This is a genomic window from Lysinibacillus contaminans, from assembly GCF_001278945.1.
Taxonomy (GTDB): domain Bacteria; phylum Bacillota; class Bacilli; order Bacillales_A; family Planococcaceae; genus Lysinibacillus; species Lysinibacillus contaminans.
Genome location: NZ_LGRV01000003.1, coordinates 1126914 through 1151375, shown reverse-complemented (window position 1 = coordinate 1151375; position 24462 = coordinate 1126914). Strand labels below are relative to the sequence as shown.

Sequence of the window (24462 nt, the reverse complement as noted above, 5' to 3'; positions counted from 1 at the left end):
ACTTTTTTCATTCGAAACGCTTTCCTCTTTCTGTAAGTACCCATTTTCGTACATAACCCATTTGCTGCTGGATATTTTCGAGTGCATTCTCGCTTTGTAACGCCTTTTGCATTACTGTGTAGCGTATATCCGTCGCACGTACAGTCTCTCCAACTTCTTTTGAAATCGTTTGGAAAATACGTTCTACTGTTTTTGTCGTAATTGGTTTCACTTGGCTTGCCTCACTCACCCAAAGCCACTCCCCAATAGGTTCTTGATGTATTTCCTCTGTTGCTTCCCGATAATAAAGTAGCATTTCCAATAAAATAGTTGATATCTTCAACGCACGTCTTCCATTATGATTCGATAGTCTAATTTGACTCACCGGTTCGTCGATATGCGCCCATTTCATATGAACAAGCTCAGCTGGTTTGCACCCGGTTTCCAATAACATCTGTACAATACAGCCGTTACGTCTTGCCAGCCATAAATGATCCTCAGTTTTCGCATATTGAAAATATGTTGGCCACACATCAGAAATCTTTACTAATTGTTCCTTCGTCAGTACTTTTAAGGGTGCTTTCACTCTTTTTTTAGGTTGTAAAATTGCCTCATAATCAAACGGTTCCACCCACTCGCGTAATAACAAAAAGTCCACAAAACTTCGAATTGTGGCAACTTTATGATTGTATGTATTAACATTTTCATACGTCTCTTGCAAGTATTTAGTATATAAAAATATCAATTCTTTAAATTGCTCATCTAACTGGAAGATGTTTTTATTATGAGCAAACTCCAAAAACTGCTGTCCAACTAAATAATATTGCTTTTTTGTAGCAGCACTCTTTTTCAATGATGTTAGCAATAACAAATAACTATCCAATGCATTTTGTATCGATACCATTAATATACCCTCCTTATTTACTGTGCGTGGTTTATTATTATTTTATATTAAACTGGATGCGTGTATAGTCTATATTTTTATTAAGTTTAATGTCGGTTAATCTGTAATTAATCTACATCAACCGCTTCTTGCATCAAAATGCCCTTATGACATCCGAAGAACAAAAGTTCCGTATGTAGTTTCTCACACATTTCCCTTTAGTACAATAGTAATTTGCCGAGTATCTTTCGTATTACAATTTCTTAAAACAACCATTTTTTCCGTAAACCACGCCGGATTTACATGAAGATTCGCTTAATTTAATGTTTATTTACTTTTGTATTATATAATATGTTTATCAATTTAATGTGGGAGGTATATCAATTATGCAAGTAAGAACGACAAGACTTGAAGCGGAAGATGCAAAGATTATTTATCAAGAAACAGCTGGGCTTGCCATTATAACGATTCACCGTCCGCAAGCAAAAAACGCTTTAACAGCGAATATGTGGGATCAATTAGCACAAATTGCGCTGCAAGTTCTAGAAAACCCTAAGAATAAAGTGTTGATTTTACGAGGCTCTGGTGAAAACTTTTCAGCTGGTTCAGACATTAAAGAGTTCAACTCGATATCGTTGGAAAAAGCTGAAGAAGCTTTTGTACATATGGAAAAAACGATTTCGACGATTGAACGCTTACCAATTCCAACTATCGGTGTAATAAATGGTCCAGCGATGGGTGCTGGCTTAGAACTCGCGTTAGCATGTGATATCCGTATCGGCTCTGAAAAGACGAAATTAGGTATACCAGTTGGTAAATTAGGCATTACGTTAAATAACAAGTTTGCTCAGCGCTTAGTTCAGCTCGTTGGCCCTTCTACAACTAAGGATTTGGTGTTTACAGGCCGTATGTTTAAAGCAGAAGAAGCATTTAAACTAGGCATGCTCAACTATTTAGTCGCTGAAAAAGACTTAAATAAATACATGATTCGTATGGGGAAGCTTGTTGCTGGCATGTCACCAGACTCTTTACTAGCAGTAAAACAATCCGTACAAGAATGTGTCGATAGCGTGCCGAAGCTTTGGGAAGGCTCTTCACCATTCGTTGGTAGCGATTTTACAGAAGGATGCCAAGCCTTTGTTGAAAAGCGTCAACCTATTTTCAAGCGTCAACCATAATAAAAAACATGTGCTCTATTCGTTTCTTAGCGAGCAGAGTACATGTTTTTTATTATTTTCGTTTCTTTTCAACTGATTTTATCTGAATATTAATGGCATCTAACTCAAAACCAAAATGCTGATAAAATGATTGTTGCACCGCTTCTTGCATACTTTTTAGTCGATCTACTAGTATATAGTCTATCGGCATTTTTAGCTGCACGATAATGTTGGTCTGCACATGTTCCTCCATTAAAAACTGTACATGCTCTACCTTATTAACGATCGCTTCTTGTGCACAACAATATGTAATCAGCTGAACATATACTTGCTTTTCAATATCTATATATTCTTGTTGAAAATCCGGACGAACAATTGTCGTTTCTCCAATTTTCTCGCGTTTTGGTGAGAAAATCTCTTTCCCTCTCTGAATAAGTCTTTTAAAAAAGTTTTGTTCCACTTGTCGGTACGGTATCGGCATGACATGTTTCCCTTGTGTCCCTCGCACAAACCGAGCCTTTTGTATTTCTTTCTGTGAACGTATATCCTCTACATAATAAAACGTATCGATTGGACCGAGATCTAATCGTTGTGCAATATTTTTTGTCATTTTATCAGATGTACCAATAAGTAATATAGATTGTACCTTATATGTATCAAGTGCCTTTTTGACTTCCTCACAATGCTTATTATCTGAAAAAATAGCACGACGAACTGCGGTAATAGTGTTTTTTTCAAATTTCGCTGAAATACCAGCGACTTTGACGCCATTTACAATAAGTAAACCATCGTCAATAATCGCATCAAGCTCTACCTTATGTGCAAACACCAAAGCGCTCGTACTTTTCCCTGTCCCACTTGCACCACTTAATGAACATACTTTCATTTGTCACCTCTCCTTCCCTTAACTTTATGATAGCAGAATTTCTTACTATTTTTCCGTCACATTTTCGGTAATTTACAGGCTTTCGTTAATTCTTAGCTGTATTTCCTCACATTTTAAAATATTTACACTGTTTTTCCTATTAAAAATTGTATATTCTTTTTTTATTATTACTTTCCCTTTCTTTGCTTTAGTATGATAGAATATTTACTATTATTCTGTTATGTACTAGTAAGGAGTGTACTATTTTGAAAATCGTACCATCGAAAAAAATGTCTTTATTTACACCAGCAATTTTTGGGGATTTAAAAAATTCTGCCAAACAACAACAAGCTAAAGGTATGTCTATGATTGATTTAAGCTTAGGTAGCCCTGATCTTCCACCTCATGACAAAATTCGCGAGCATCTATCACAAAGAGCTAATCTTGCTGAGTCATATGGCTACACATTAACAGGCACACAGCGTTTTTATGATGCCGTTAGCCGTTATTACAAACGTCGTAGTAATGTCGATTTAGACCCCGCTTCAGAAATTATTCAAACAATGGGCTCTCAAGAAGGCTTAGTGCATTTACCAATGGCTTTTTGTGACCCCGGTGATATCGTTCTTTCGACAAACCCAGCCTACGTTGCCTATGATGCAGGTATCCATTTAGCTGGCGCAACACCCTACTATATGCCACAGACAGCTGCTAACGACTTCTTACCAGATTTAGACGCTGTCCCTGAGGAAATTGCACATAAAGCAAAACTACTTATTTTGAACTTGCCAGGGAATCCTGTACCGGCTATGCCTTCTTTAGACTATTTTGCAAAAGTAATTGCCTTTGCAAAAAAATATAATGTGATCGTTTTACATGATGCGGCGTACTCTGAGTTTTACTTTACAGGTGAAGGTCCAATTAGTTTCTTAGCTGTACCAGGTGCAAAAGAAGTCGGTATGGAAATTAACTCATTATCGAAAAGCTTTAGCTTAGCTGGCACACGTATCGCCTATATTGCAGGGAATGCAGAAATGATTGCTATCTTAAAGCAATTAAAATCAAATTTAGACTTTGGTATATTTGAACCAATTCAAGACGCCGCTGTTATGGCTTTAGACAACGCGGAAGAAATTACTGCTAGCTTACGCACAACGTTCTCAGAGCGCCATAAAACACTTATGAGCGGCTTAAGTGACATCGGTTGGGAAGTAGCGCCATCTGATGGTGGGATGTTTGTGTGGGCAAAGTACCCGTATGATGTAGACTGCACAGATTTCGCTTTCAAGCTCATCGAACAAGTTGGTATTGTAACCGTACCAGGAACAGCCTTTGGTACCGCTGGACAAGGTTATCTTCGTCTAGCACTTGTACAACCAAAAGATGTATTACAAGAAGCTGTAGATCGCTTAAAAAACGTTACGCTCTAATATATAAAGAAAACAGCTACTGCTTTGCGCGGTAGCTGTTTTCTTTTACTTAATATCGTACTTTTGTACCTCTGCGTCCTCATAGCGGTTGTAACGCTGTTTAAAGAGCTTAAATAGATGTGTAACCAGTACCTTCAATATCGCATAGCCCGGTATCCCTAGAATTACACCCGGAACACCGAATAGCGAACCTGACGTTAGAAGTACAAAGATAATTGAAATCGGGTGAATACTCAGTGATTTCCCCATAATTTGTGGCGAAATGAACTTTCCTTCAATCAGTTGCACAACTGTCCAGACTATCGCTAATTTAATCAACATGAACGGGGATGTTACAAGTGCAATAATAGCAGCAGGTGTAATCGCAATAACTGGTCCTAAGTACGGCACAACGCTTGTAATCATCGCAAGAAACCCTAATAATAGCGCATATTTCATACCGATAATTAAGAAACCAATCGTAACCATTGCTCCAATACACATGGATACTAAAATCTGTCCTTGAATATATGAACTAATTTGCTTATCCATATCGTGCATTACTTCTTGTAAGCCTGAACGCATACGTGGCGGGCAAATTTTCAATACAAACTTCGGTAATTTTTCCCCGTCTTTTAATAAATAGAATAAAATAAACGGCACAGTAATAAGTGATAGCACAATACCTGTTAACGTTGACACAAGACCTGTAACTCCAGTAGCGACACCTTGCGCTAAATTCGCCACAGTATCTTTTACGGTATCCACCATACCATTTGTAAAATCTTCGATTACACGATCATAATCGCTTCCATATTTATCTAAATACTCCGTGATACGAGAGTTGTTAATGAAGTTGACAATGTTTTGCGTTAAATCCTTAAAGTACACTGGGAACTCTTGCACTAAGTTCATAAATTGATCGCGTAAAAATGGATAAACGAGTAACACTAATAATGTCACTAAACCAATAACAGCAATATACAAAATGAGAATGCCCCAAATTCGCGGTATTCGCCATTTTTCTAACACTCCTAGTAATGGCCGTAGCAAGTAGTACGCTATAGTAGCCAGTACCCCTGGTAAAATAACAACTTCAAATAATACTTTAAGCGGGGTGAATATGAATGACACCTTATCATACATGTAAATAACACATGCAAGTAGTACTAAAACAATAAGTGTAAATAATAAATTTTTCCCGCCTAAAAAACGAATAAATTTAGTAGAGAAAAGCTTCGTCTCTTCTCTAGGTCTTTTTTCTTGCTCCATACTCTCACCCCAATACAATTGCTCTAAACAACACTACCTTTATATTACAGGATAAACTTGACTTTTGCGAAGCATCAATCCAAGGAAATCCCTAAAAATTCACGCAAGAAAGTTTTATTCTCCTCTATATCAATCACAATGGCAGAACCAGCGTGGCTAAAGTTTTGGAAATTATAGCTACCCTCTATCGGCACAGTTGCTTTTTCAATCGTTATTTTCCCTTTCGACAACATCTTTAACACTTGTAGAATTTCGCCTGCAGATGAATAATCGGTTGTTACATAACCTTGTGCAGCACCGACGAATTTTGGTAAATGCAAGATGTTTTGAGGGGCTAATATTTCATCCTTTAACGCTTCAATCACTTTTTGCTGACGAGCTACTCGTCCGAAATCACCTTCAGCATCTTGACGGAAACGTGCATAGCCAAGTAATTCCTGACCGTTTAATCTGTGCACACCTTGTGTCAACGTCACACCGATTTTCTCAGACATATCCTTTTCGACCTCAATCTCTACACCATTTGGCGCCAAAATATCAACGAGGGACTCAAAGTTTTGAAAATCAATAAGTGCGTAATGATGAATCGGTAAACCGAACATATTACCAAGCGTATCCTTTAGTAATTGGACGCCTCCTAAATAGTAGGCTGTATTAAGCTTATACGATTGATAGCCAGGTATGTCTGCATAAATATCACGCATAAATGAGACAAGTTTTATATCATTCGTATCCTTATTCCATGATAGTAGCATCATCGTATCCGTTCGCGATTGCTCTTCCCCACGTGTATCGATACCAAGTAATAAATAGTTTTCAATACTGCCTTCAATTGCATCTCCGGTAAAGTCCTCTTGTGCTACCTTCGTGCCACTAGCCAGTTCAAAGCCGTTTCTATATTGTACCACCGAATATACAGCTACTGTAATGACGCACAGTAATAAAAATATGAAAAATGTACGTCCTTTTCGCAATCGACGTTTTTTGGGACGTTCTGAGCGTCTTGTATATTCTTGCTCTTCCATAGCTACAAACACCTCTATTTTTTTATAGTTATATAACGCTTCATAGCAAGTTAAGTTTCAAGTTCGCTGACAAAATGAGTCTTTATGAAATTCTACTACAACGTAATATATACCTATCTGATATTTTACACCCAAATGCCATAAATTTAGTGAAAAAAGTGCTATAATATTTTCACGATAGAGAGGATGAATCGAATGATTGAAAAAGCTGCGTTTGCAGGTGGTTGTTTTTGGTGTATGGTGAAGCCGTTTGTTGAATGGGACGGTATACATAAGGTAACATCCGGCTATATGGGCGGCCATATAATAAACCCTACATATGAGGATGTCAAAAAAGGTACTTCTGGACATTTAGAAGTTGTAGAAATTGAATTTGATTCAGCAATTTTCAGCTATGAAAAATTGCTTGATATTTACTGGATGCAAATAGACCCGACCGATGCATTTGGCCAATTCCAAGATCGAGGTGATTCCTATACAACTGCGATTTTCACTTATACAGAGGAGCAAAAACGCATTGCTGAGGCATCGAAAGAAAAACTCGCTGAAAGTGGCCGCTTCGATAAGCCTATTGTAACCATAATTCGCGATGCTCAAAACTTTTACCCTGCGGAAAATTATCATCAAGACTACTATAAAAAAGAGCCTGATCATTATAAAGAAGACCGTGCGACTTCCGGTCGTGACGAGTTTATTACAACACACTGGGAAAAATAAAATTAAAAAAACCTTCGTAAAATGTTATCCATACTTTACGAAGGTTTAATTTTTATTCTTTTTACTGAAAAATCGAGATAAACATTAACTTACAATACAACGCCTTGGCTGTGAAAAGTAATCTTTAAGTAGCTTATTCCGTAAAAGCATGTATCGCTTCAAAGAAACGTTTTCCATATTTTTCGAACTTCACTTCCCCAATACCACTAATTAAACGCATACCTTCTAGTTCTGCTGGTTTTTTTTCACATAATTCTCGTAGCGTCTTATCCGAGAAAATAACAAATGGAGGCACTCGTTCTTCGTCAGCAATTTCTTTACGTAGCAATCGTAAATGCTCAAACAACGGATCATTTTCTGCCAGCTTTCGTACGGTTACAGCTTGTTTTCTTAGTACCGTCCGTTCGCCCATTAGCACAGTTTTTCCTTCCTCAGACACATAAATTGTTGGGAACGTACCATGCTTAACGGCAAGCAAGCCTTCTGCAATTAAAAATTCAATAAAATTCGATACATCTTTTACTGATTGGCCCTTTAAAATGCCGTATGTCGATAGCTTAGTAAAGCCAAAATCAAGCACCTTTTGATTTTTCGAGCCGACTAACACTTGTGCAATCATCGTTTTCCCAAATTTTTGGCCCATTCGAACGACACACGCTAAAACCTTTTGTGCATCAGTTGTTACATCATTTACCTCACGTCCGTCATTACAATTACTACAACGACCACATGGCTCCTCAGGAACTTCACCGAAATACGTTAAAATGGCATTTTGAAGACACCCTTCTGTATGACAGTAATCTACCATCGTTTGTAATTTAGCTAATTCTTGTGAAATCCGTGTTTCATCCTGCGTTTGCTCGATTAAAAAACGCTGTGTCTGCACATCTCCAGATGCATACAGCAACAGACACGCGCTTGGTAAGCCATCTCGCCCAGCACGGCCCGCTTCCTGATAGTAACTCTCCATATTACGTGGCATTTGATAATGAATAATGAAGCGTACGTTACTCGCATCTATACCCATTCCAAACGCATTTGTTGCTACCATAATTCGTGCTTCGTTCTTCAAAAAGCGGTCTTGCTCAGACATACGCATTTCTTCCGATAATCCAGCATGATATTTAGCAACAGACACGCCAAAACGAGTTAGTAGTTCATATAGCGCGTCCACCGCTTTTCGAGTTGCAGCGTAAATGATACCGACCTCATTTTTGTTCTTTTCCACATAATTTTTAATAAAACGCTCTTTATTTTCTCCTATTAGTACTGAAAATGCTAAATTTTCACGTGCAAATCCAGTTATAACTGCTGAATCCTCGGCAATACTTAACAATTGACGAATGTCATCACAGACGGCTGGCGTCGCTGTTGCGGTCAATGCGAGAACAGTTGGTTTTTGCGGCCATAATGTAAAGAGCTTTTGAATCGAACGATAGCTCGGTCGAAAATCATGCCCCCACTGCGAAATACAATGGGCCTCGTCCACGGCAATAAGTGGCACATGTAAATAAGAGAGCGCCTGTAAAAATTGCGTGCTCTCCAGCCGTTCTGGCGCAATATATAAGAGCTTCAAATAACCAGCACTTGCTAGCTGCATCGTTTCATTCACTTCTTGTGCCGTCAATGTACTATTAATGTAGGCTGCCGGTATATTAGCCGCACGTAATGACTCTACCTGATCCTGCATAAGTGAAATCAGCGGCGAGACGACGATCGTTAAACCATCTAACATTAATGCAGGAATTTGATAGCAAATAGATTTCCCACCACCAGTCGGCATAACACAAAGACTAGACTGACCCGTTAGCGTCTGCTCGATTATTTGCGCTTGCCCCGTACGGAATTCATCGTAACCGAAGTGATGCTGTAGCATTTGTCTTGCTTGTTCCATCATTTTTCTCACTCCTCAGTCGTTAAACGAATCATTTTGTATTCACCTTCAGCATTTTTGAAGATTTCATAAATAATCGTCGAATTGGCCAGTGCTTCTTGGCCAGCTGCATTCGTTAAAACATACTCAGTCTTTGCTCGAACTGCAATGTTTTGTCCTACAATATCAATGCTCTTCACCTTTGTATTCGAAAATTGGATTTTTGCATTTTTAGACGCATAATAAGCCACCATGGCATCCAATGTATGTTGTAAATCTTCTGCTCCCGTGATACTCTCCATAACAGTCGCATCATTTTCAATCACCGCACCCCTTAGATGCTCTTGGAACAAGTCAATAAATATTTTCACTTCATCTGCGTTATAAGCAAAAACATCCTTACCGAATTTTTCGACTGCTTGCTTCACTGCCTCCTTGTCCCCTTTTTCAATATATGGATACAAGTTTTTCGATTGTGCTAGACGTTCCTTAGCATTCATACCCTCAGTAATCCATTCATCAAGTAACGTCACAATATCCTTCAATGGTAATATGTATGGCTCTGCTACACCTTGCTGCTGACGATTAAAATAAACCCCAACGATTTCTCCGCTTGATTCCTCCATCACTGGGCTGCCAAGTGGTAACACTTCTTCCGCATCAACATAGTATGCTGCCACTTTATCTGCATACTTTTCAACCGTATATGGTAGTCCGTCTACATATACAGCTAAATTTTGTAGGTCCCCATTGTAAACAGTCGGCACTTTAACCACAGACTTATATTTCACCTGCAAAACCGCAATGTTATGTGCGGTCGACATAAAATGTACATCTGCCTGTACTAACTTATCATTGCTAAATTGTATAAGCGCTGTCGGTTTAGAAGCAACTAGAGCACCATTTGTGACGATATAGAGCGTTGAATCGTCTTTTTTTACGATAATCCCAGCCCCTACACCATTTTCCCCGATGATCTTCACTTCAGGTACAATTGTTTCTTCCTGCTTGCTGACCTGTTCTGTTTTTACTTCTTTTTTTTGATTTTTTAGCATCTCAGCGACTGTTTGATCGCCACAACCTGCTAAAAAGACTGCTGTAGCGCCAATCATTAAAACTTTCTTTCGCATACGTTCACCAAAACTTTCTTTTAAACTTCTTTTCTTACTCCTTATAATATACAAGGACTTCATCTGTTTCAAGTTTACATAATATTATTATTTGTAATTAAATATTCCCATTCATTCACTACGAATCTTTCCACCCATAAATTCATTCAATATCTCATCCTTTTACATGACAAAATACTCAAATTAATAATGTTTTGCATATTTTTTACGTCAAAAAAAACATGCTACTATTTTGTAGCATGCTTCACATTTTTATTTTTTCTTAGGAGTAGTGTAATGCCAATGATACCTATCATGAAGATGATAAAAATGGCGTACGTAATATTATGATTTGCTGTTTTATCATACAAGACGCCAATAAGCAGTGGAAGTATAGCACTTATCATAAAGCCACCTGACAGCACCATCGATGACCAGCTATTCGCTTCCATATTATTCGTCGCTTCATCAAGCGGTAATAACAAGCCAATTGGAAACAAGCCACTAAGTACTATGCCAATAATGAATACTGCAAACCACACCATATAACCAGTGCCTATCCATAATAATACAAAGCCAACAATGCCGAGTGCACTTAAAGACAGAAGCCAAGCAATTCGATTTGACCATTTTTCCATCAACATAGTAATGGTGATATTACCGACCAATTGCACAATAGACATAAACGTTAGCACCGCACTTGCTACTACCAGTGTAAATCCTTTGTCTTGTAGCATTGCTGGTAACCATGACATCAACGCAAAAAACAATGCCGTCTGTAACCCGAAAAATATAAGCATCATCCATGCATGCCCGTTCTTCCACGGATTTCGTACTTTGTCATGTTTGGTTATTGTCGCTTCTTTCTTCCCTACTTGCTCTTTTGGTACCCATAGTAGCCAAATAACTAATGCCATTATGGCTAGTACGACCCAACCACCAAGTGCAATCGTCCAACTTTTATCAAATGCATTATAGATTGAGACGGTCAAACCGGCGCTTAATGTTGCCCCTGCACCAATACCAAATGAATAGACACCAACAACAGTCGTAAATCGACTAGGAAATTTATCCTTAATATAAGCATTTAAAATAGGGCCAATAATCGCTATTGCAAAGCCAGCCGCAAAGCTTGTCACGACCAGTAAAGAATAGCTTTCTTCAACAAAACGTAATCCGTTTGCAATTGCAATAATGATAAGTAGAAGTTCAATCGACCCTTTTGTACCTAGCCTTTTTTGCAACGGTACTGCTAACGGAGCAAATAGCCCCATACAAAACACTGGAATCGATGTGAGTAAACTTATATGCGTATTGGATACTTGAAGTGACTCCATTAATACATTGAAAAGTGGCCCAATAGCTGTTACAGCTGGTCGCGTATTTAGGGCGACAAAGAAAATACTTACGACAATCAGTATCATTGAAACTGTCCATTGTTTGTTTCTCATAGGATCTAAAACCTTTCCAAGCCCAAATTTCCTTATTAAACTAAATCACATTTTGCTAACGTAAACAATCGACAGACCTCTGATTTTCATAAAACCGCTTCCACATCATTATCTGCTCTAACTACTATTCTTAATCCCTGTGCACAAAATTCCCCGTTTATTGCTTTCTCAGCTATTTCAAGTTTACATATTTTATTCTTGTGAAGATTCAATTTTGCTTGCATTAACTCCCTTCAACTAGTATGACCTTACTCTGCTATACTAATCATTTAATAAAAATGAAAAATCCCCCTTTAACGTTGAGTTTTAAAAAGGTTGGATCAATATATTCGAGATAGTCTATTTGGTTAAAAGTAGTAGTGTACTCTAAGTAGATACTAGTTTATGGACATTAATAATGTCAAAGACTAAAAACCTTGATGTAGTAATGTTAATAGACTATGCAACGTAATTCATGCTATACTAGAAGCATTGTGAAAAAAAGGAGGAACTTACATGATCCAAGTAAGTAATGTAGGTCTTCGCTATGGCGACCGTAAATTATTTGACGACGTAAATATTAAATTCACACCAGGAAACTGTTACGGCCTGATCGGGGCAAACGGTGCTGGTAAATCGACATTCTTAAAAATTTTAGCTGGTGATATCGAGGCACAAGAAGGCCATGTATCAATGGGCAAAGATGAACGCCTTTCTGTCTTAAGACAGAATCACTTCGAATACGATGAATTCAACGTATTAGATACAGTAGTTATGGGGAATAAACGTCTTTGGGAAGTAAAAGCTGAAAAAGACGCTATCTACGCTAAAGAAGATTTTTCTGACGAAGACGGCATGCGTGCTGCTGAATTAGAAGGTGAATTCGCTGACCTAAATGGTTGGGAAGCTGAATCAGAAGCAGCAACATTATTAAGTGGTTTAGGGATTGGCGACGAGCTTCACTACATGCTAATGGCTGACCTAGAAGGTTCTGACAAAGTCAAAGTCTTATTAGCACAAGCTCTATTTGGTAAGCCGGACGTTCTATTACTGGATGAGCCTACCAACCACCTTGACTTAAAAGCAATTCAATGGTTAGAAGAATTCTTAATTAACTTTGAAAATACAGTTATTGTCGTATCCCATGACCGTCACTTCTTAAACAAAGTATGTACGCATATCGCGGACCTTGATTTCGGTAAAATCCAACTATACGTTGGTAACTATGACTTCTGGTATGAGTCTAGCCAATTAGCACAAAAAATGATGGCAGACCAAAACAAGAAGAAAGAAGAGAAAATTAAAGAGCTACAAGCATTCGTTGCTCGTTTCTCTGCGAACGCTTCTAAATCAAGCCAAGCTACATCTCGTAAAAAAATGTTGGATAAAATCGAACTTGATGACATTAAACCATCTAGCCGTAAATATCCATTCATCAACTTCCAAACTGGTCGTGAAATCGGTAATGACGTGTTAACAGTTGAAGATTTAACAGCAACTAACGAAGGCGAAACACTATTTAAAGATATTCGCTTCTCGATGAACAAAGATGATAAAATCATTTTACTTGGTAACCCAATGGCAAAAACGGCTCTTCTTGATATCCTAATGGAAAAAAGAACACCAGATGCTGGTACATTCAAATGGGGCGTGACAACAACTCAAAGTTACTTTGAAAATGATCACGATAAATACTTCCAAGGTTCAGAGAAATCATTAGTAGAATGGTTACGCCAATATTCACCTGATGATGAAACTGAAAGCTTCTTACGTGGTTTCTTAGGACGTATGCTATTCTCAGGTGAAGAAGTGAAAAAATCACCTTCTGTATTATCAGGGGGCGAAAAAGTTCGTTGTATGCTTTCAAAAATGATGCTTGCTACTGCAAACGTTATTTTACTAGATGAGCCTACGAACCACCTTGACCTAGAGTCAATTCAAGCACTAAACGAAGGCTTAATCCGCTTCAAGGGCGCTATGATCTTCACATCTCATGACCATCAGTTCATCCAAACAATTGCAAACCGTGTCATCGAAATCCGTGAAGACGGTTCAATTTTAGATAAACAATTGACTTACGATGAGTTCCTTGATTGGAAAGATAAACAAGGTTTAAAATAAGTCGTTCTTTCAATAAAACGTAATTTAAAAATTGATAAATCAACATTTAAAGAAGCTACTCATCTCGAGTAGCTTCTTATTTTTAGTTTATTAAATTCTCAACTACTGGAATTTTTCGTTTTCTTAAACCTCACAATAATATACATCCCTTCACTGAAGCAATTGATACATATAATGCCTTTCATCATTGAGTAACTTTTTAAAATTGTAAAGGCTGTTTACTAAAAGATTAAATAGATATCTCGCAAATCGAATATATAACAAAAGCTATCCGTAAGTTAAATAGAATCATACATTCTTATATATAAAAAAATTATTCTTCTGTAAAAAATTTCGGATCTATTTTATCAATAACTGAAGTAGTAGTAAAAAAGGATCCCATTTTTATTTTGTCTTCATATGTTAGTTCCGTTTGACTATTTTTAATAAAAATTACCCAATCATTTTCGATTTCACTAACATTTTTTTCGTATACTCCCTCAATTTTTTTAGCCAAGTCCTCTTCGTTGTATATCTGTTCAAACTTTTCTAATCCATAAGTGTCAATTAAATAAGTAATAAAAGAAGCTGAATGAATATAGCTCATCCATTGAAGGGTGTACTCTTCTTGGTTTGTAAGTGCTGGGCGAAAATAGGCATCGTCTTGATTTAAATCAATCAGCTTGCTAATTGGTATTAATTTGTTTGAATCGATAAAATACTTCATAAGCTTATGGGTATTTGATTTTGATTTTTCATACTTTTCTCCCATATACGTAGCAAAACCCTCTTGCGTTAAATAGCCACTGCTTGAATCAAAATTATTGCCATAACCAAGTAAAGAATGTGTAAGCTCATGGACAAGTGGATATTGATTTTCCTTAATGCCATAAAGAATGATTTTTGATTTCAATCCCCATGATACTTGATTTCCTTCATTGAGAAATACATTTATTGTCTCAGATGGAACATATGCCGTATGAATTGAATGTTGAATTTCATCATAGGCATCAAGAAGTTCTTCTTTTATTGATTCTACTTTTTCTTGTGGAACCTTTATTGAATTAATAATCTTAAAGGTCATTTTCCCATCTGCTGTAACCACAATGCTATCATCAAGTTTTTCTTTTTGTACTTTTTCTTTTGGAACAACTGTATCCTGCGTACAGGATGTTAATAAGAATAATAATATAAGGAAGAAGCCTCTAAACTTAAACATATTACCTCCTGAAAAATAAGTATTTTCCAATTAATACGAACTTTAAATCCAAAAGTTTTATTTTTAGATATTAAAATATAAATAACAATTATTTAATCATACAAATAAAAGCAGAGGTTGGTTTGTATACCAATTCTCCTACTTGTTTATTATTGTACTTTAATCAATCTAATGTTGTTTTACTCGATTAAAACAACAAATTAACTATTTATATTATTTTGCTGTAACGTATTTATTCACGCAATCGAGTTTTATCTAGAATTAAGAACTATTATATGTATTAAGTAGTGTATAAAATGGAGTTCTACCAATTTAATACAGATAGCGGGAAAAAATATCAAAATTCAATTCAGATTTTGTCTTGTCCCGAATAATGCAAACAGATAAAACTGTTAACATAGGTGAGTGTTATAGAACTAAAAGGAACTCCTGATAATTTGGAGTTCCCTTATTTATGATACTGCTTGTATTTGATTTATCTTTATTGGATAATCAACATATCATTTTGATCAAAGTTCCAGTCCGCTGAGTATGCGACTTCCCAATAGTAACCGTCTGGATCAGAAAAATATCCGCTGTACCCTCCCCAGAAAACTTTTTCTGGTGCTTTAACAATTGTGCCTCCAGCTTTTTCAGCCTTCATCATGATCTCATCAACTTCTTCTGCTGACTTAGCATTGTACGCTAAAGTAATACCTGAAAATCCTTGTTTGCTTGGCGATTCTTTTTCATTAATATCTTTTGTTAACGCCTCTAAAGGATACAAGGAGAGTTTTGTACCTGCATTATTAAAGAAAACAATACCTGGGCTTTCCTCGGTCATTGATGTTTGAAAACCTAAGCCATCTCTATAAAAAGTTAAAGATAAGTTAATATCTCTTACACCTAGCGTAATAAGATTTATTCTATTCATTTTTATACCACCTTTCTATTATTATTGTAATAATTCTGTATTTTTCAAGAATTACCTCTTACTATAATATAACTTAAATTACTAATATCCAGAGAGAAAAAGTCAACTTCCTCTATTCATCAGTTATGTTATTATATAATTCCTAACTTTTTTACTAATATCATTGGAATTTTACGCTTCGAGAAGGAAGAAAAGCTTTAGTTTTTGGGCAACAGAAAGTAAATCGACATGAGGTAGGAAAAGAGTTTGAACTGAATGCTGCAAATGCAACGTCAGGAAGTGCTGTTTTGTGTTTGATTACTGAGGATGTATTATCAGATGTAGTAGAATATTTTAATCAATTAGGTGTTTCAATTGAAGAAGGACCGATTTAAAGATCAGACACAATGGGTCCAATTATGTCAGTTTACATTCGAGATTCGGATGTAAACTTGATTGAGATTTCGAATTAATAATGTGCTGTAATATTAATATTACATAACATCTCTTTCTTTACTGACGATTGGAGATATGGCTAGAACATTATCGATAATAAAAGTACGTTTGGCACGTCTTGTAAAGCAGTACGCTTGAAAAGAATCACAAGCAATCTTGATAATTTTCACACACCTTTTTGATATTGTTCCCTCCTTAGACAGGTATATCATGTTTATCGGCTGATTACGTTGTATTGCTTTTATTAACTGTTCTTTCAACAACTGTCCCCCTTTTCGAACAATTATAGAACAAACGTTCTTGTCCGTGCAATAGAAAAGACATTCCTTCGCCATTAAATTATCAAGGCTCAAAAAACAACGGGGGCGACGATAAATCCATCAGTCACTTGACAGCCATTACGTACATATTTATTTGTAATATTAAAAGTCCTGACTTTTCTAAACGATAAGTCAGGACTTTCTCATTTAAATGGCTCTCTGCACTAAATAGTAGCTCATGTTGTTTTAGGATCTACTAAAGAATATATATTCGTGTCATAGGCTACACCATCCTGATACATATATTTTTTTAATACGCCCTCTTTTTCAAAGCCTATTTTTTCTAACAATTTAATAGATGATTCATTTTCAGTAAAAACCATTGCGCCAATACGAGTTAAGTTAAGCTCTTGAAAGCCATATGAGATTACTTTATTGACCGCTTCAATTGCATACCCCTTCCCCCACATTTCAGGGATAAGTGCATAGCTAATATCAGCTCTTTTATGCTCTTGGGACCACTCTTGAAAACCAATTGTTCCAATAATACCTGCTTCTCCTTTTACTGCAATTCCCCATTTAATACCTCGTTTTTCTTCATAGTTCATAGAAAAGTTTCTTATAATTTGTTTCACTTGATTTTGATTAGCTAATGGACTTTGCCCGTAAAATCGCAAAACATCTGGATTAGAGAAACAAATTAAAATATCTAAAGCATCATTTTCTGTAAGTTCTCTTAACATCAAGCGATCTGTATTTAAAGTTGGAAACATACTTCCCACTCCCCTGTATATAAATTGTATTCACTTTTCAAAGGTACTGTATCATCACTAGTTTCATTTACTATACCTACAGCCCAATCATATGACAGTAAGGTTATAATATGTAACAAAAATTTGATGCAAAAAGAATTATCTCGACTTAGTACCTCAACACACTGCTATTTAAAGATGCTTAAAGCCAAGATGTAAAAAAGCGACAGATACGTAATGTATCCACCGCTTTTTTGATAATTATTGCATTTCTTTTGTAGGTCCCATGATACCTGGCACAGTTAAGCCTGCTTGACGTAGTAATACAGTCATTTGGCCACGATGATGTGTCTGATGATCAATAAGTGTACGTAATAATTCACCTCTAGGAATTGGACCAGTAAAGCCTTTTACTTCCTCTACAAGATCTTCATCAGAAAGCTTAGCTGCTTCCTCTTTCACACTTTTAACTATGTTCTCATATGCAGCAACAATTTCAGCAACATTTGAAGGGATTGGTGCATCCTGAGCGATCATTGGTACTTGTAGGCCTGCTAAATAACTAAAATAGCCTGTAGAACCTACTAAATGCCAGCTTAACCAACCTAGTGAACTATGTCCCTCCACAATGCTTTGGTCTAGCTTTTCATCTGTCATTGCTTGCATTACTTGAGCTGTGCCCATTGCTGCAGCAGACCAATCTTTTAGAAAGTCATTTACTTGACGATACATTTAATTGCCTCCTTGTTTGCTACTTCGCTCCTATCATATAAAATTCCAGTTCATCTATCAAGTTATCACTCTTAGTTTACATAATACAATTATTAACAATACAACTTCTTCTGTTAATTTAAACATCTATTCGATAAACGCCATGTATTGGAACATATCACTTTTAAATCAGGTATAATAGCATCAACTTACACGAATAGAAAGAGGTATTCTATGTTCTCCCCATTAAAAAAAGGCGATATAATCGGTATTTATTCACCATCTAAACCTGCTTCCGTCACCGCTAAAGCACGTTATGAAAGAGGAAAAGCTCGTCTAGAAAAACTTGGCTTCGTTATAAAAGAAGGAATTTTAACAGGAAAGGCAGATTTTTACCGCTCAGGTACACCGAAAGAACGGGCAGAAGAGCTGAACCTACTGTTACGTGATTCTGAGGTGAAAATGATCCTACCTACAATGGGCGGTACAAATTCCAATAGTATGCTACCTTATCTTGACTATGCTGCATTTAAAGAAAATCCTAAAATACTCATGGGGCTTTCCGATGTTACGGCGATTTTACTTGCCATGTATGCGAAAACGGGTATCCCTGTTTTTCACGGTCCATCTGTAGCCTCGACATTCGGTGAATTCCCTCCGTTTGTTGACTTTACCGAGCACTATTTCAAGCAACTTTTCATGCAACAGCTTAAACTGCCTTACAAGATGCCAATTCCCCCTATTTGGACAGATGACCGCATAAATTGGCTTGAAAAATCCTCTGAGAAGACACAACACAAAAATGCTTGGATCACTGTCCAAGATGGTGTTGCAGAAGGTCGATTAATAGGAGGTAATATCAATACGATGTGCGGTTTTATCGGCACACCCTACTTTCCTACAATCAAAATGGGTGATGTCTTACTATTAGAAGACACCTCGAAAACTATTGAAGTAGTTGAGAAAAATTTTGCTATGTTAAAGCTGCATGGCTTTTTTGATAAAGCTTCAGCCATTATTTTAGGCAAGCACGAACAATACGATGATTTAGGTACTGGTCGCAAGCCATATGATGTGTTAATTGAACAATTAGAAGGTCGTCAAATTCCAATTATAGCTGATGTAGATTGTAGCCATACACATCCATTACACGCAATGCCACTAGGCTTACGTGTATATGTTGATGCTTCACATAAAGAAATACACTTCATTGAACACTGGCTGTCGTAATATTCGTCTATTAAGAAAAATTTCCGTATAATGAAAGCAACTTCTAAAAGTAGTATTTTCCATTTTTCTTATAGAAAACCACTGATTAGCTAGCTACATTCTATGTACGACCGTTACTCTCTTATATATCCTGATATAGTACCTACTCTTTCATAAGCAAACAAACCTATATCCGTTCAGATGATTTAGTGATAGTGCCATTTATTTTCTCGGCTACACTAAAAAAAGAAAAAGTATTTTACAAAGGCAATCTTTGCCATTATAGTTATGGGCGCCTTTGTTTAGTAATTAGTAAGGAGGCCAATATGACTGATATACATAAGCCAACAATTGAAGAAGATTTAACGGAGGAAGAGTTTATTGAGCTAGTTCTTGCAGAGCAGCAAAAGGCATTAGCAGAAGATCGTCAACAGCGAATACAGGGTAAAAAGCCAAAGAAGCAACGGCCAATAGTAAAATGGATTATTTGGAGTATGGCATTCGTATTGTTTTTCAATACATTTGCATTACTGTTCCAAATCTATACCATACCAGCTATTGAATTTTTAAAGGTGTCCACGAGGCTTTCTGCACAAGAAGATATTCAACTATATAAAAAAGCTGTAGTCGAAGTTTCTACTGGATCTAGTAAAGGCACTGGTTTTGCAATTTCACATGATGGACTTGTGGTAACAAATGACCATGTAGTGGATAATGCACAAACCTTATCTGTTGTGTTCCCTGAGAAAGGCATATTTGAAGCAGAGCTAGTTGAAAGCTATCCGGAGGTAGATTTAGCAGTTCTGCAAGTACAAGGTGATGACTTTCCGGCTCTTGAACTTGCCCAGAATCCTAGCTTCACAAAAAATGAGCGTGTATATTTTATTGGGAATCCACTTGCCTTCACTGGTATAGCTAATGAAGGCATTTTACTCGAAACGACACTTCTTGAGGATTGGCCGGAAACAGTAATGATGATGCAAGCCCCCGTTTATAAAGGAAACAGTGGTAGCCCCGTTCTTGATGAAAAAGGTCAAGTAATCGGAATTATTTTTGCTACAATGAAGAAAGAGCCATATGGTCGTGTCGGTTTATTTGTACCAATTCAAGTGCTTCATAATTTACGACAATAGTATAATAGTCGAGAATAAAATGTAATGTAAAGAACGCCAACTTCAAATTGAAGTGGCGTTCACCATTTTAGTTAACATAATAATATTACTTCACTTTATTTTCTCTCATAATGACATTTGCAAAGGCTGATTTAACCGGAATTTTGCTAACCATTTGATCACTTGTTTCAGAGACTTTTTGCAGTACATTAAGAAGCTGTTCATCACCAGACCAATACTTTTCAAGTACTTCAGGTCCAAGTTTATTGATTAGTGTATTAATGATAATTGTCGCAATAACAATATCATCCATAAAGCCTCCAAAACCAATTAACCCTTCAGGCATAAAATCTACTGGCAACATGAAATAAGCAATTCCCCCGCCTATTAATGCTTTACTTTTCGCATCAACACTTGAATCCATCATCGTTTTCACCAATAAGTGAAAAAGATCTGGAGCAAACAATAAATATTTAGTGAATTTATTGCGTTTACCTTTTTTCGATTCAAGAAAATGTACTAATTTTGCACGTAACTTATTATAAAAATCGAGTTGCTCTTGTTCATTCGGTAAGTTGTGTAATTCACTCAAGCTACATTTCCTCCTCAAATATTTAATCCCTATACCTATTACCATCATCGACAATAGTTAATCCTCTTATTCATCCATCTCTTTTATGATAATTGATGATGAAAGGAAAAGCGTAACTATCCCCTTTGTTACGACAACATTTTTCTAATCCAGATCGCTACGATTGATTTAAAAATGAGCCTTAGGGTGTTGGATACTAAACACAATCTTATGAATACCAAAAGGCATCCTATAAATAGGATGCCTTAAGTTTAACAAATGTGGTTTTAAATACTGAGAATTAAAGTTTAGTTACGTTAGCAGCTTGTGGTCCACGGTTGCCATCAACAACCTCGAATTCCACTTTTTGACCTTCGTCAAGTGTTTTGAAACCTTCACCTTGGATAGCTGAAAAGTGTACGAATACGTCGTTTTCGCCTTCAACTTCGATGAATCCAAAACCTTTTTCTGAGTTAAACCATTTTACTGTACCTTGTTTCATTTAAGAAAACCTCCAAAAAATAAAAGTGAACAATATGTAATTTCTTCAGCGAATGAAAAATTCACATATTACAAAAAATACCGAACAAACGCGATCACTTTTTGTAATATGTGAATACATGTTGTTTCCGGTGAAGCAATTTAATTGTTACATAAAGTATAACCATTATCCAAAAAAATGTCAAATAAAGAAAATGTTTTAATCAACGTAAGAAAAAACCTATTTGTTATATACCTAGAATCAAGCCTCACATCCACGATGTCAACTCGAAATATCAAATACAGACTCAAAAATCATCATCATATCAATTTTGCAAGTACCCTTTAACTATTACTAAGTACTTTTATTATTTTTTTGCAATTCTTTTTCTAATACATGCGTTTCAATTGCTATAATTCCATGATACAGTTGCGCATCATCATCACAAGCCTCACAATAAAAACTCTCTTCCTCTGACCAAAATGCCCAATACTTGCCTTCCTTACTTTCTTCATGTTCATACACTGGCCGAAATTCATTCAACTTCTTTTGCAATGCTTGTTCGAATTGAATTTTCGTTTCATATGATTCTTTTGTCACGATAAATGTATGCCAACCATCAAATTTCCACCAAGGCTCATAATCTGCTTTCATGTAAAGTATCGTATAGATAATTTGCCACTTCCCTGCTGTAATAGACTACTTCCCATTTTAGCAAACACACGTGAAATGTCTATTAAAACACTCAGGAATATGCTACTATACATTTAGTATGTAATAATTACATTGGGAGGTATTTTTTATGTTTTCCAGCCTTCGACCTAAGGCAGAACTTGATGAATTATTAAAGCGTGGAACAGATTTGACTGCAACAGGCCGTTTCAAAACAACATTAGCGTTTAATAATTTTAATGCCAAAGATGAACAAAATTTAACAAAACTTTACGACAAATTACAAAACACTACTCCTTCTATGGCGGGTATTTTTAAAAGCTATTTGAGTGAAATCTCAACCTCATCTCAACAAACAATCAGTGATGAAAATATAAATCGATATATGACTCAATTTTTCCTTGCAACGCGAGATGATCAATATGTAGATGAAACACTGAAATTTTTCAATCTATTTAGAAAAAATCAATTTGAACCTGGAAAACTAATTGTCGTATTCAATCAATTCGCCTTCTATATTACGACGAATATTTTACATAACTTTGGACTTAAGCCCTATAAAGCTTTTGAATATATGAAATCCTTCCAATCAGCTGTCAATGTCGACCAAGAATTGCTAGTAGAAGTGCTAACAGAGCGTATTATTGAAAATGTCGTGTCTGAAATTTCTTCACTTATGGACGTCAATGCGAAAATTATGTATATGAAAGATTTAGTATTTAGTTTAGATCAACAAAGTGAGGAAATCCATTCCTCGACAGCAGCAACGGAACAAATTGCCGCTTCTATTAATGACGTGGCACATATGTCTTCTCGCATATCTGAAAAAACAGCTGAGTCTGTTGACCATGCTGTGAATGGGAAAAATGCAATAGAGCTTGCATTAGCAGAAATTTTCAAAACTGAAGAAACATTTACGACAATTGTTCATTCATTTGCAGAATTACAAAAACGCGTTGATGACATAGAAAACGTTGTTACGCTTATTAATCAGATTGCCGACCAAACAAACTTACTTGCCTTAAATGCTTCTATCGAGGCTGCACGCGCTGGTGAGCATGGTAAAGGCTTTGCCGTTGTAGCGCAAGAAGTACGGAAACTTGCCGAGGGAACCGTTTCCGCCTTAAGTGAGGTTTCTTCAAATGTGTATCATTTAAAGAGCTATTCAAATGATGTTTCAAAATCAATTACAGATACAACTGCTATTATTAAGGAAGCTACAGTTGAAGCAAAAGATTCATTACCCTTACTAAGTGCTATTGTCAGTGCTATTGAAGAGATTAACCTAGATGTAACAAATACTGCTGCAATCTCGCAGGAACAAGCTGCTGCCATTGATGAAGTATCGGTTCGAATGATTAAGATTTCAAGCCTGCAGGATGAGATTCGCGAATATAGTCAAAATACATCAAGTGATATTCACTTACTGGGGCAAGAAATCAATCGTTTCCGCAATGATATTATTTCAAATAATAACGTACAGCTTTCATCTATTGCATTATTGCAATTATCTAAGGCAGACCATATTTTATGGAAATGGCGTGTCTATAATATGTTCCTAGGATTAGAAAATGTTAGGCCAAGTGATGTTTCATCCCATAAAGATTGTCGACTTGGAAAATGGTATACAGCTAAGCGAACAACAGAACGCTTTGGGCATTTACAAGATTATCGCGATTTAGAGCAACACCATGCCCGTGTTCATGAATCAGCCAAATTGGCTGCGGAAGCATATGCTGTCGGGAATATTCACCAAGCAGACCTACATTTAAAAGAAGTAGATCAAGCATCCGAACGTGTACTATCCTTTATTAATAACCTAATTGTCTATTTAGAAAAAGAACGTGTGATGCAGTAATTATAGAGGGGTTCCCCTCTTCTTATAGTAGGAGGTTTTAGCGTGAATAAACGTGCATATATCAAATTCTTTGGAGATGTTTATGGAACAGGCTACCGCTTTTTTATTAAACAAAAGGCGATGGAACTTGGCTTAAAAGGTTATTGTCTATTAAATGATAAGGAACAAATTGAGGTCGAAGTAGAAGGATCAAAAAAAGCACTCGATGAATTCCTGCTATTTGTCCAAAAAGGAGTAAGCCCGCAAGCAGATTCAAATTCATTCACTTTAGAACTGTTCGATGATTTAAAAGGTTATGTGCGCATGGAGTCGGATATTGTCTAATCCGACTTCTTTTTTTTATAATATGGTTTATCATTGAGAAACTTGTTAATAAGCAGTAAAATTTAATTAATGACGATTTGATATATTGAAACCTTTTATCGCTCATTTCGTACAAGTAGATAGACA

The 24462-nt window shown here is 36.4% G+C and carries 24 protein-coding genes; 8 read left to right on the top strand and 16 right to left on the bottom strand.

The window, feature by feature from the left end; translation table 11 throughout:
• Positions 1–7 precede the first annotated feature (7 nt).
• Complete coding sequence (locus tag AEA09_RS07820) at positions 8–883, bottom strand: tyrosine-type recombinase/integrase (RefSeq protein WP_053583299.1); 876 nt, start codon at positions 881–883, stop codon at positions 8–10.
• 365 nt (positions 884–1248) lie between these two features.
• Here AEA09_RS07820 and AEA09_RS07815 point away from each other — a divergent pair, with 365 nt between their 5' ends.
• Positions 1249–2040, top strand: coding sequence for an enoyl-CoA hydratase/isomerase family protein (locus AEA09_RS07815; protein WP_053583298.1), 792 nt, complete (start codon positions 1249–1251; stop codon positions 2038–2040).
• A 52-nt stretch (positions 2041–2092) separates the two neighbouring features.
• On the opposite strand, the gene AEA09_RS07810 is transcribed toward AEA09_RS07815, so the two are convergent.
• On the bottom strand, positions 2093–2905 hold the full coding sequence (locus tag AEA09_RS07810; protein ID WP_053583297.1) for a hypothetical protein: 813 nt from the start codon (positions 2903–2905) through the stop codon (positions 2093–2095).
• 245 nt (positions 2906–3150) lie between these two features.
• Between AEA09_RS07810 and AEA09_RS07805 the strand changes: the two genes are divergently transcribed.
• Positions 3151–4314, top strand: coding sequence for an aminotransferase class I/II-fold pyridoxal phosphate-dependent enzyme (locus tag AEA09_RS07805; RefSeq protein ID WP_053583296.1), 1164 nt, complete (start codon positions 3151–3153; stop codon positions 4312–4314).
• A 45-nt stretch (positions 4315–4359) separates the two neighbouring features.
• Here AEA09_RS07805 and AEA09_RS07800 read toward each other — a convergent pair whose 3' ends face one another.
• Both AEA09_RS07800 and AEA09_RS07795 read right to left on the bottom strand, forming a co-directional pair.
• Positions 4360–5565, bottom strand: a complete 1206-nt coding sequence (locus AEA09_RS07800) for an AI-2E family transporter (RefSeq protein ID WP_053583295.1) — start codon at positions 5563–5565, stop codon at positions 4360–4362.
• A gap of 74 nt (positions 5566–5639) precedes the next feature.
• On the bottom strand, positions 5640–6590 hold the full coding sequence (locus tag AEA09_RS07795; RefSeq protein ID WP_053583294.1) for an LCP family protein: 951 nt from the start codon (positions 6588–6590) through the stop codon (positions 5640–5642).
• A 195-nt stretch (positions 6591–6785) separates the two neighbouring features.
• Between AEA09_RS07795 and msrA the strand changes: the two genes are divergently transcribed.
• On the top strand, positions 6786–7307 hold the full coding sequence (gene msrA, locus AEA09_RS07790) for a peptide-methionine (S)-S-oxide reductase MsrA (RefSeq protein ID WP_082332592.1): 522 nt from the start codon (positions 6786–6788) through the stop codon (positions 7305–7307).
• Positions 7308–7440: 133 nt separating this feature from the next.
• On the opposite strand, the gene recQ is transcribed toward msrA, so the two are convergent.
• The 4 genes from recQ to AEA09_RS19885 form a co-directional block, all read right to left on the bottom strand.
• The gene (recQ, locus tag AEA09_RS07785) at positions 7441–9201 is read right to left on the bottom strand and encodes a DNA helicase RecQ (RefSeq protein WP_053584654.1); all 1761 of its coding nucleotides are present in this window, start codon (positions 9199–9201) and stop codon (positions 7441–7443) included.
• An 8-nt stretch (positions 9202–9209) separates the two neighbouring features.
• Positions 9210–10310, bottom strand: a complete 1101-nt coding sequence (locus AEA09_RS07780) for a serine protease (RefSeq protein ID WP_053583293.1) — start codon at positions 10308–10310, stop codon at positions 9210–9212.
• Positions 10311–10537: 227 nt separating this feature from the next.
• The gene (locus tag AEA09_RS07775) at positions 10538–11740 is read right to left on the bottom strand and encodes an MFS transporter (RefSeq protein WP_053583292.1); all 1203 of its coding nucleotides are present in this window, start codon (positions 11738–11740) and stop codon (positions 10538–10540) included.
• An 86-nt stretch (positions 11741–11826) separates the two neighbouring features.
• Positions 11827–11964: a hypothetical protein gene (locus AEA09_RS19885; RefSeq protein ID WP_156312090.1), complete on the bottom strand. Its 138-nt coding sequence runs from the start codon at positions 11962–11964 to the stop codon at positions 11827–11829.
• Positions 11965–12235: 271 nt separating this feature from the next.
• Here AEA09_RS19885 and AEA09_RS07770 point away from each other — a divergent pair, with 271 nt between their 5' ends.
• Positions 12236–13840 carry an ABC-F family ATP-binding cassette domain-containing protein gene (locus AEA09_RS07770; RefSeq protein ID WP_053583291.1) on the top strand — a complete coding sequence of 535 codons (1605 nt, stop codon included), beginning with the start codon at positions 12236–12238 and terminating at the stop codon, positions 13838–13840.
• 313 nt (positions 13841–14153) lie between these two features.
• Here the strand turns inward: AEA09_RS07770 and AEA09_RS07765 are convergent, their stop codons facing one another.
• The 5 genes from AEA09_RS07765 to AEA09_RS07745 all read right to left on the bottom strand — a co-directional run bounded on the left by AEA09_RS07765 (position 14154) and on the right by AEA09_RS07745 (position 18130).
• A complete protein-coding gene (locus AEA09_RS07765; protein ID WP_053583290.1) occupies positions 14154–15038 on the bottom strand; it encodes a gluzincin family metallopeptidase in 885 nt (294 codons plus the stop codon).
• A gap of 481 nt (positions 15039–15519) precedes the next feature.
• On the bottom strand, positions 15520–15951 hold the full coding sequence (locus tag AEA09_RS07760; RefSeq protein ID WP_053583289.1) for a VOC family protein: 432 nt from the start codon (positions 15949–15951) through the stop codon (positions 15520–15522).
• A gap of 473 nt (positions 15952–16424) precedes the next feature.
• Entirely contained in the window at positions 16425–16646 is a 222-nt protein-coding gene (locus AEA09_RS07755) for a transcriptional regulator (protein WP_053583288.1), read from the bottom strand.
• 236 nt (positions 16647–16882) lie between these two features.
• Entirely contained in the window at positions 16883–17419 is a 537-nt protein-coding gene (locus tag AEA09_RS07750) for a GNAT family N-acetyltransferase (RefSeq protein ID WP_053583287.1), read from the bottom strand.
• Positions 17420–17659: 240 nt separating this feature from the next.
• Positions 17660–18130 carry a DinB family protein gene (locus AEA09_RS07745; RefSeq protein WP_053583286.1) on the bottom strand — a complete coding sequence of 157 codons (471 nt, stop codon included), beginning with the start codon at positions 18128–18130 and terminating at the stop codon, positions 17660–17662.
• Between the two features lie 213 nt (positions 18131–18343).
• Here AEA09_RS07745 and AEA09_RS07740 point away from each other — a divergent pair, with 213 nt between their 5' ends.
• Positions 18344–19339: a S66 family peptidase gene (locus AEA09_RS07740; RefSeq protein WP_053583285.1), complete on the top strand. Its 996-nt coding sequence runs from the start codon at positions 18344–18346 to the stop codon at positions 19337–19339.
• Between the two features lie 305 nt (positions 19340–19644).
• A complete protein-coding gene (locus AEA09_RS07735; RefSeq protein WP_082332591.1) occupies positions 19645–20451 on the top strand; it encodes a S1C family serine protease in 807 nt (268 codons plus the stop codon).
• A gap of 85 nt (positions 20452–20536) precedes the next feature.
• On the opposite strand, the gene AEA09_RS07730 is transcribed toward AEA09_RS07735, so the two are convergent.
• The 3 genes from AEA09_RS07730 to AEA09_RS07720 all read right to left on the bottom strand — a co-directional run bounded on the left by AEA09_RS07730 (position 20537) and on the right by AEA09_RS07720 (position 22154).
• Positions 20537–21022 (bottom strand): YkvA family protein, encoded by a 486-nt coding sequence (locus AEA09_RS07730; RefSeq protein ID WP_245622813.1) that lies wholly within the window; start codon positions 21020–21022, stop codon positions 20537–20539.
• 280 nt (positions 21023–21302) lie between these two features.
• Positions 21303–21503 carry a cold-shock protein gene (locus tag AEA09_RS07725; RefSeq protein ID WP_004230088.1) on the bottom strand — a complete coding sequence of 67 codons (201 nt, stop codon included), beginning with the start codon at positions 21501–21503 and terminating at the stop codon, positions 21303–21305.
• 333 nt (positions 21504–21836) lie between these two features.
• Positions 21837–22154, bottom strand: a complete 318-nt coding sequence (locus tag AEA09_RS07720) for a DUF1033 family protein (protein WP_053583284.1) — start codon at positions 22152–22154, stop codon at positions 21837–21839.
• Between the two features lie 130 nt (positions 22155–22284).
• Between AEA09_RS07720 and AEA09_RS07715 the strand changes: the two genes are divergently transcribed.
• Together AEA09_RS07715 and AEA09_RS07710 are read left to right on the top strand one after the other, a co-directional pair.
• Positions 22285–24012, top strand: coding sequence for a globin-coupled sensor protein (locus tag AEA09_RS07715; protein WP_053583283.1), 1728 nt, complete (start codon positions 22285–22287; stop codon positions 24010–24012).
• A 42-nt stretch (positions 24013–24054) separates the two neighbouring features.
• Positions 24055–24336 carry an acylphosphatase gene (locus AEA09_RS07710; protein WP_053583282.1) on the top strand — a complete coding sequence of 94 codons (282 nt, stop codon included), beginning with the start codon at positions 24055–24057 and terminating at the stop codon, positions 24334–24336.
• Positions 24337–24462: the final 126 nt, after the last annotated feature.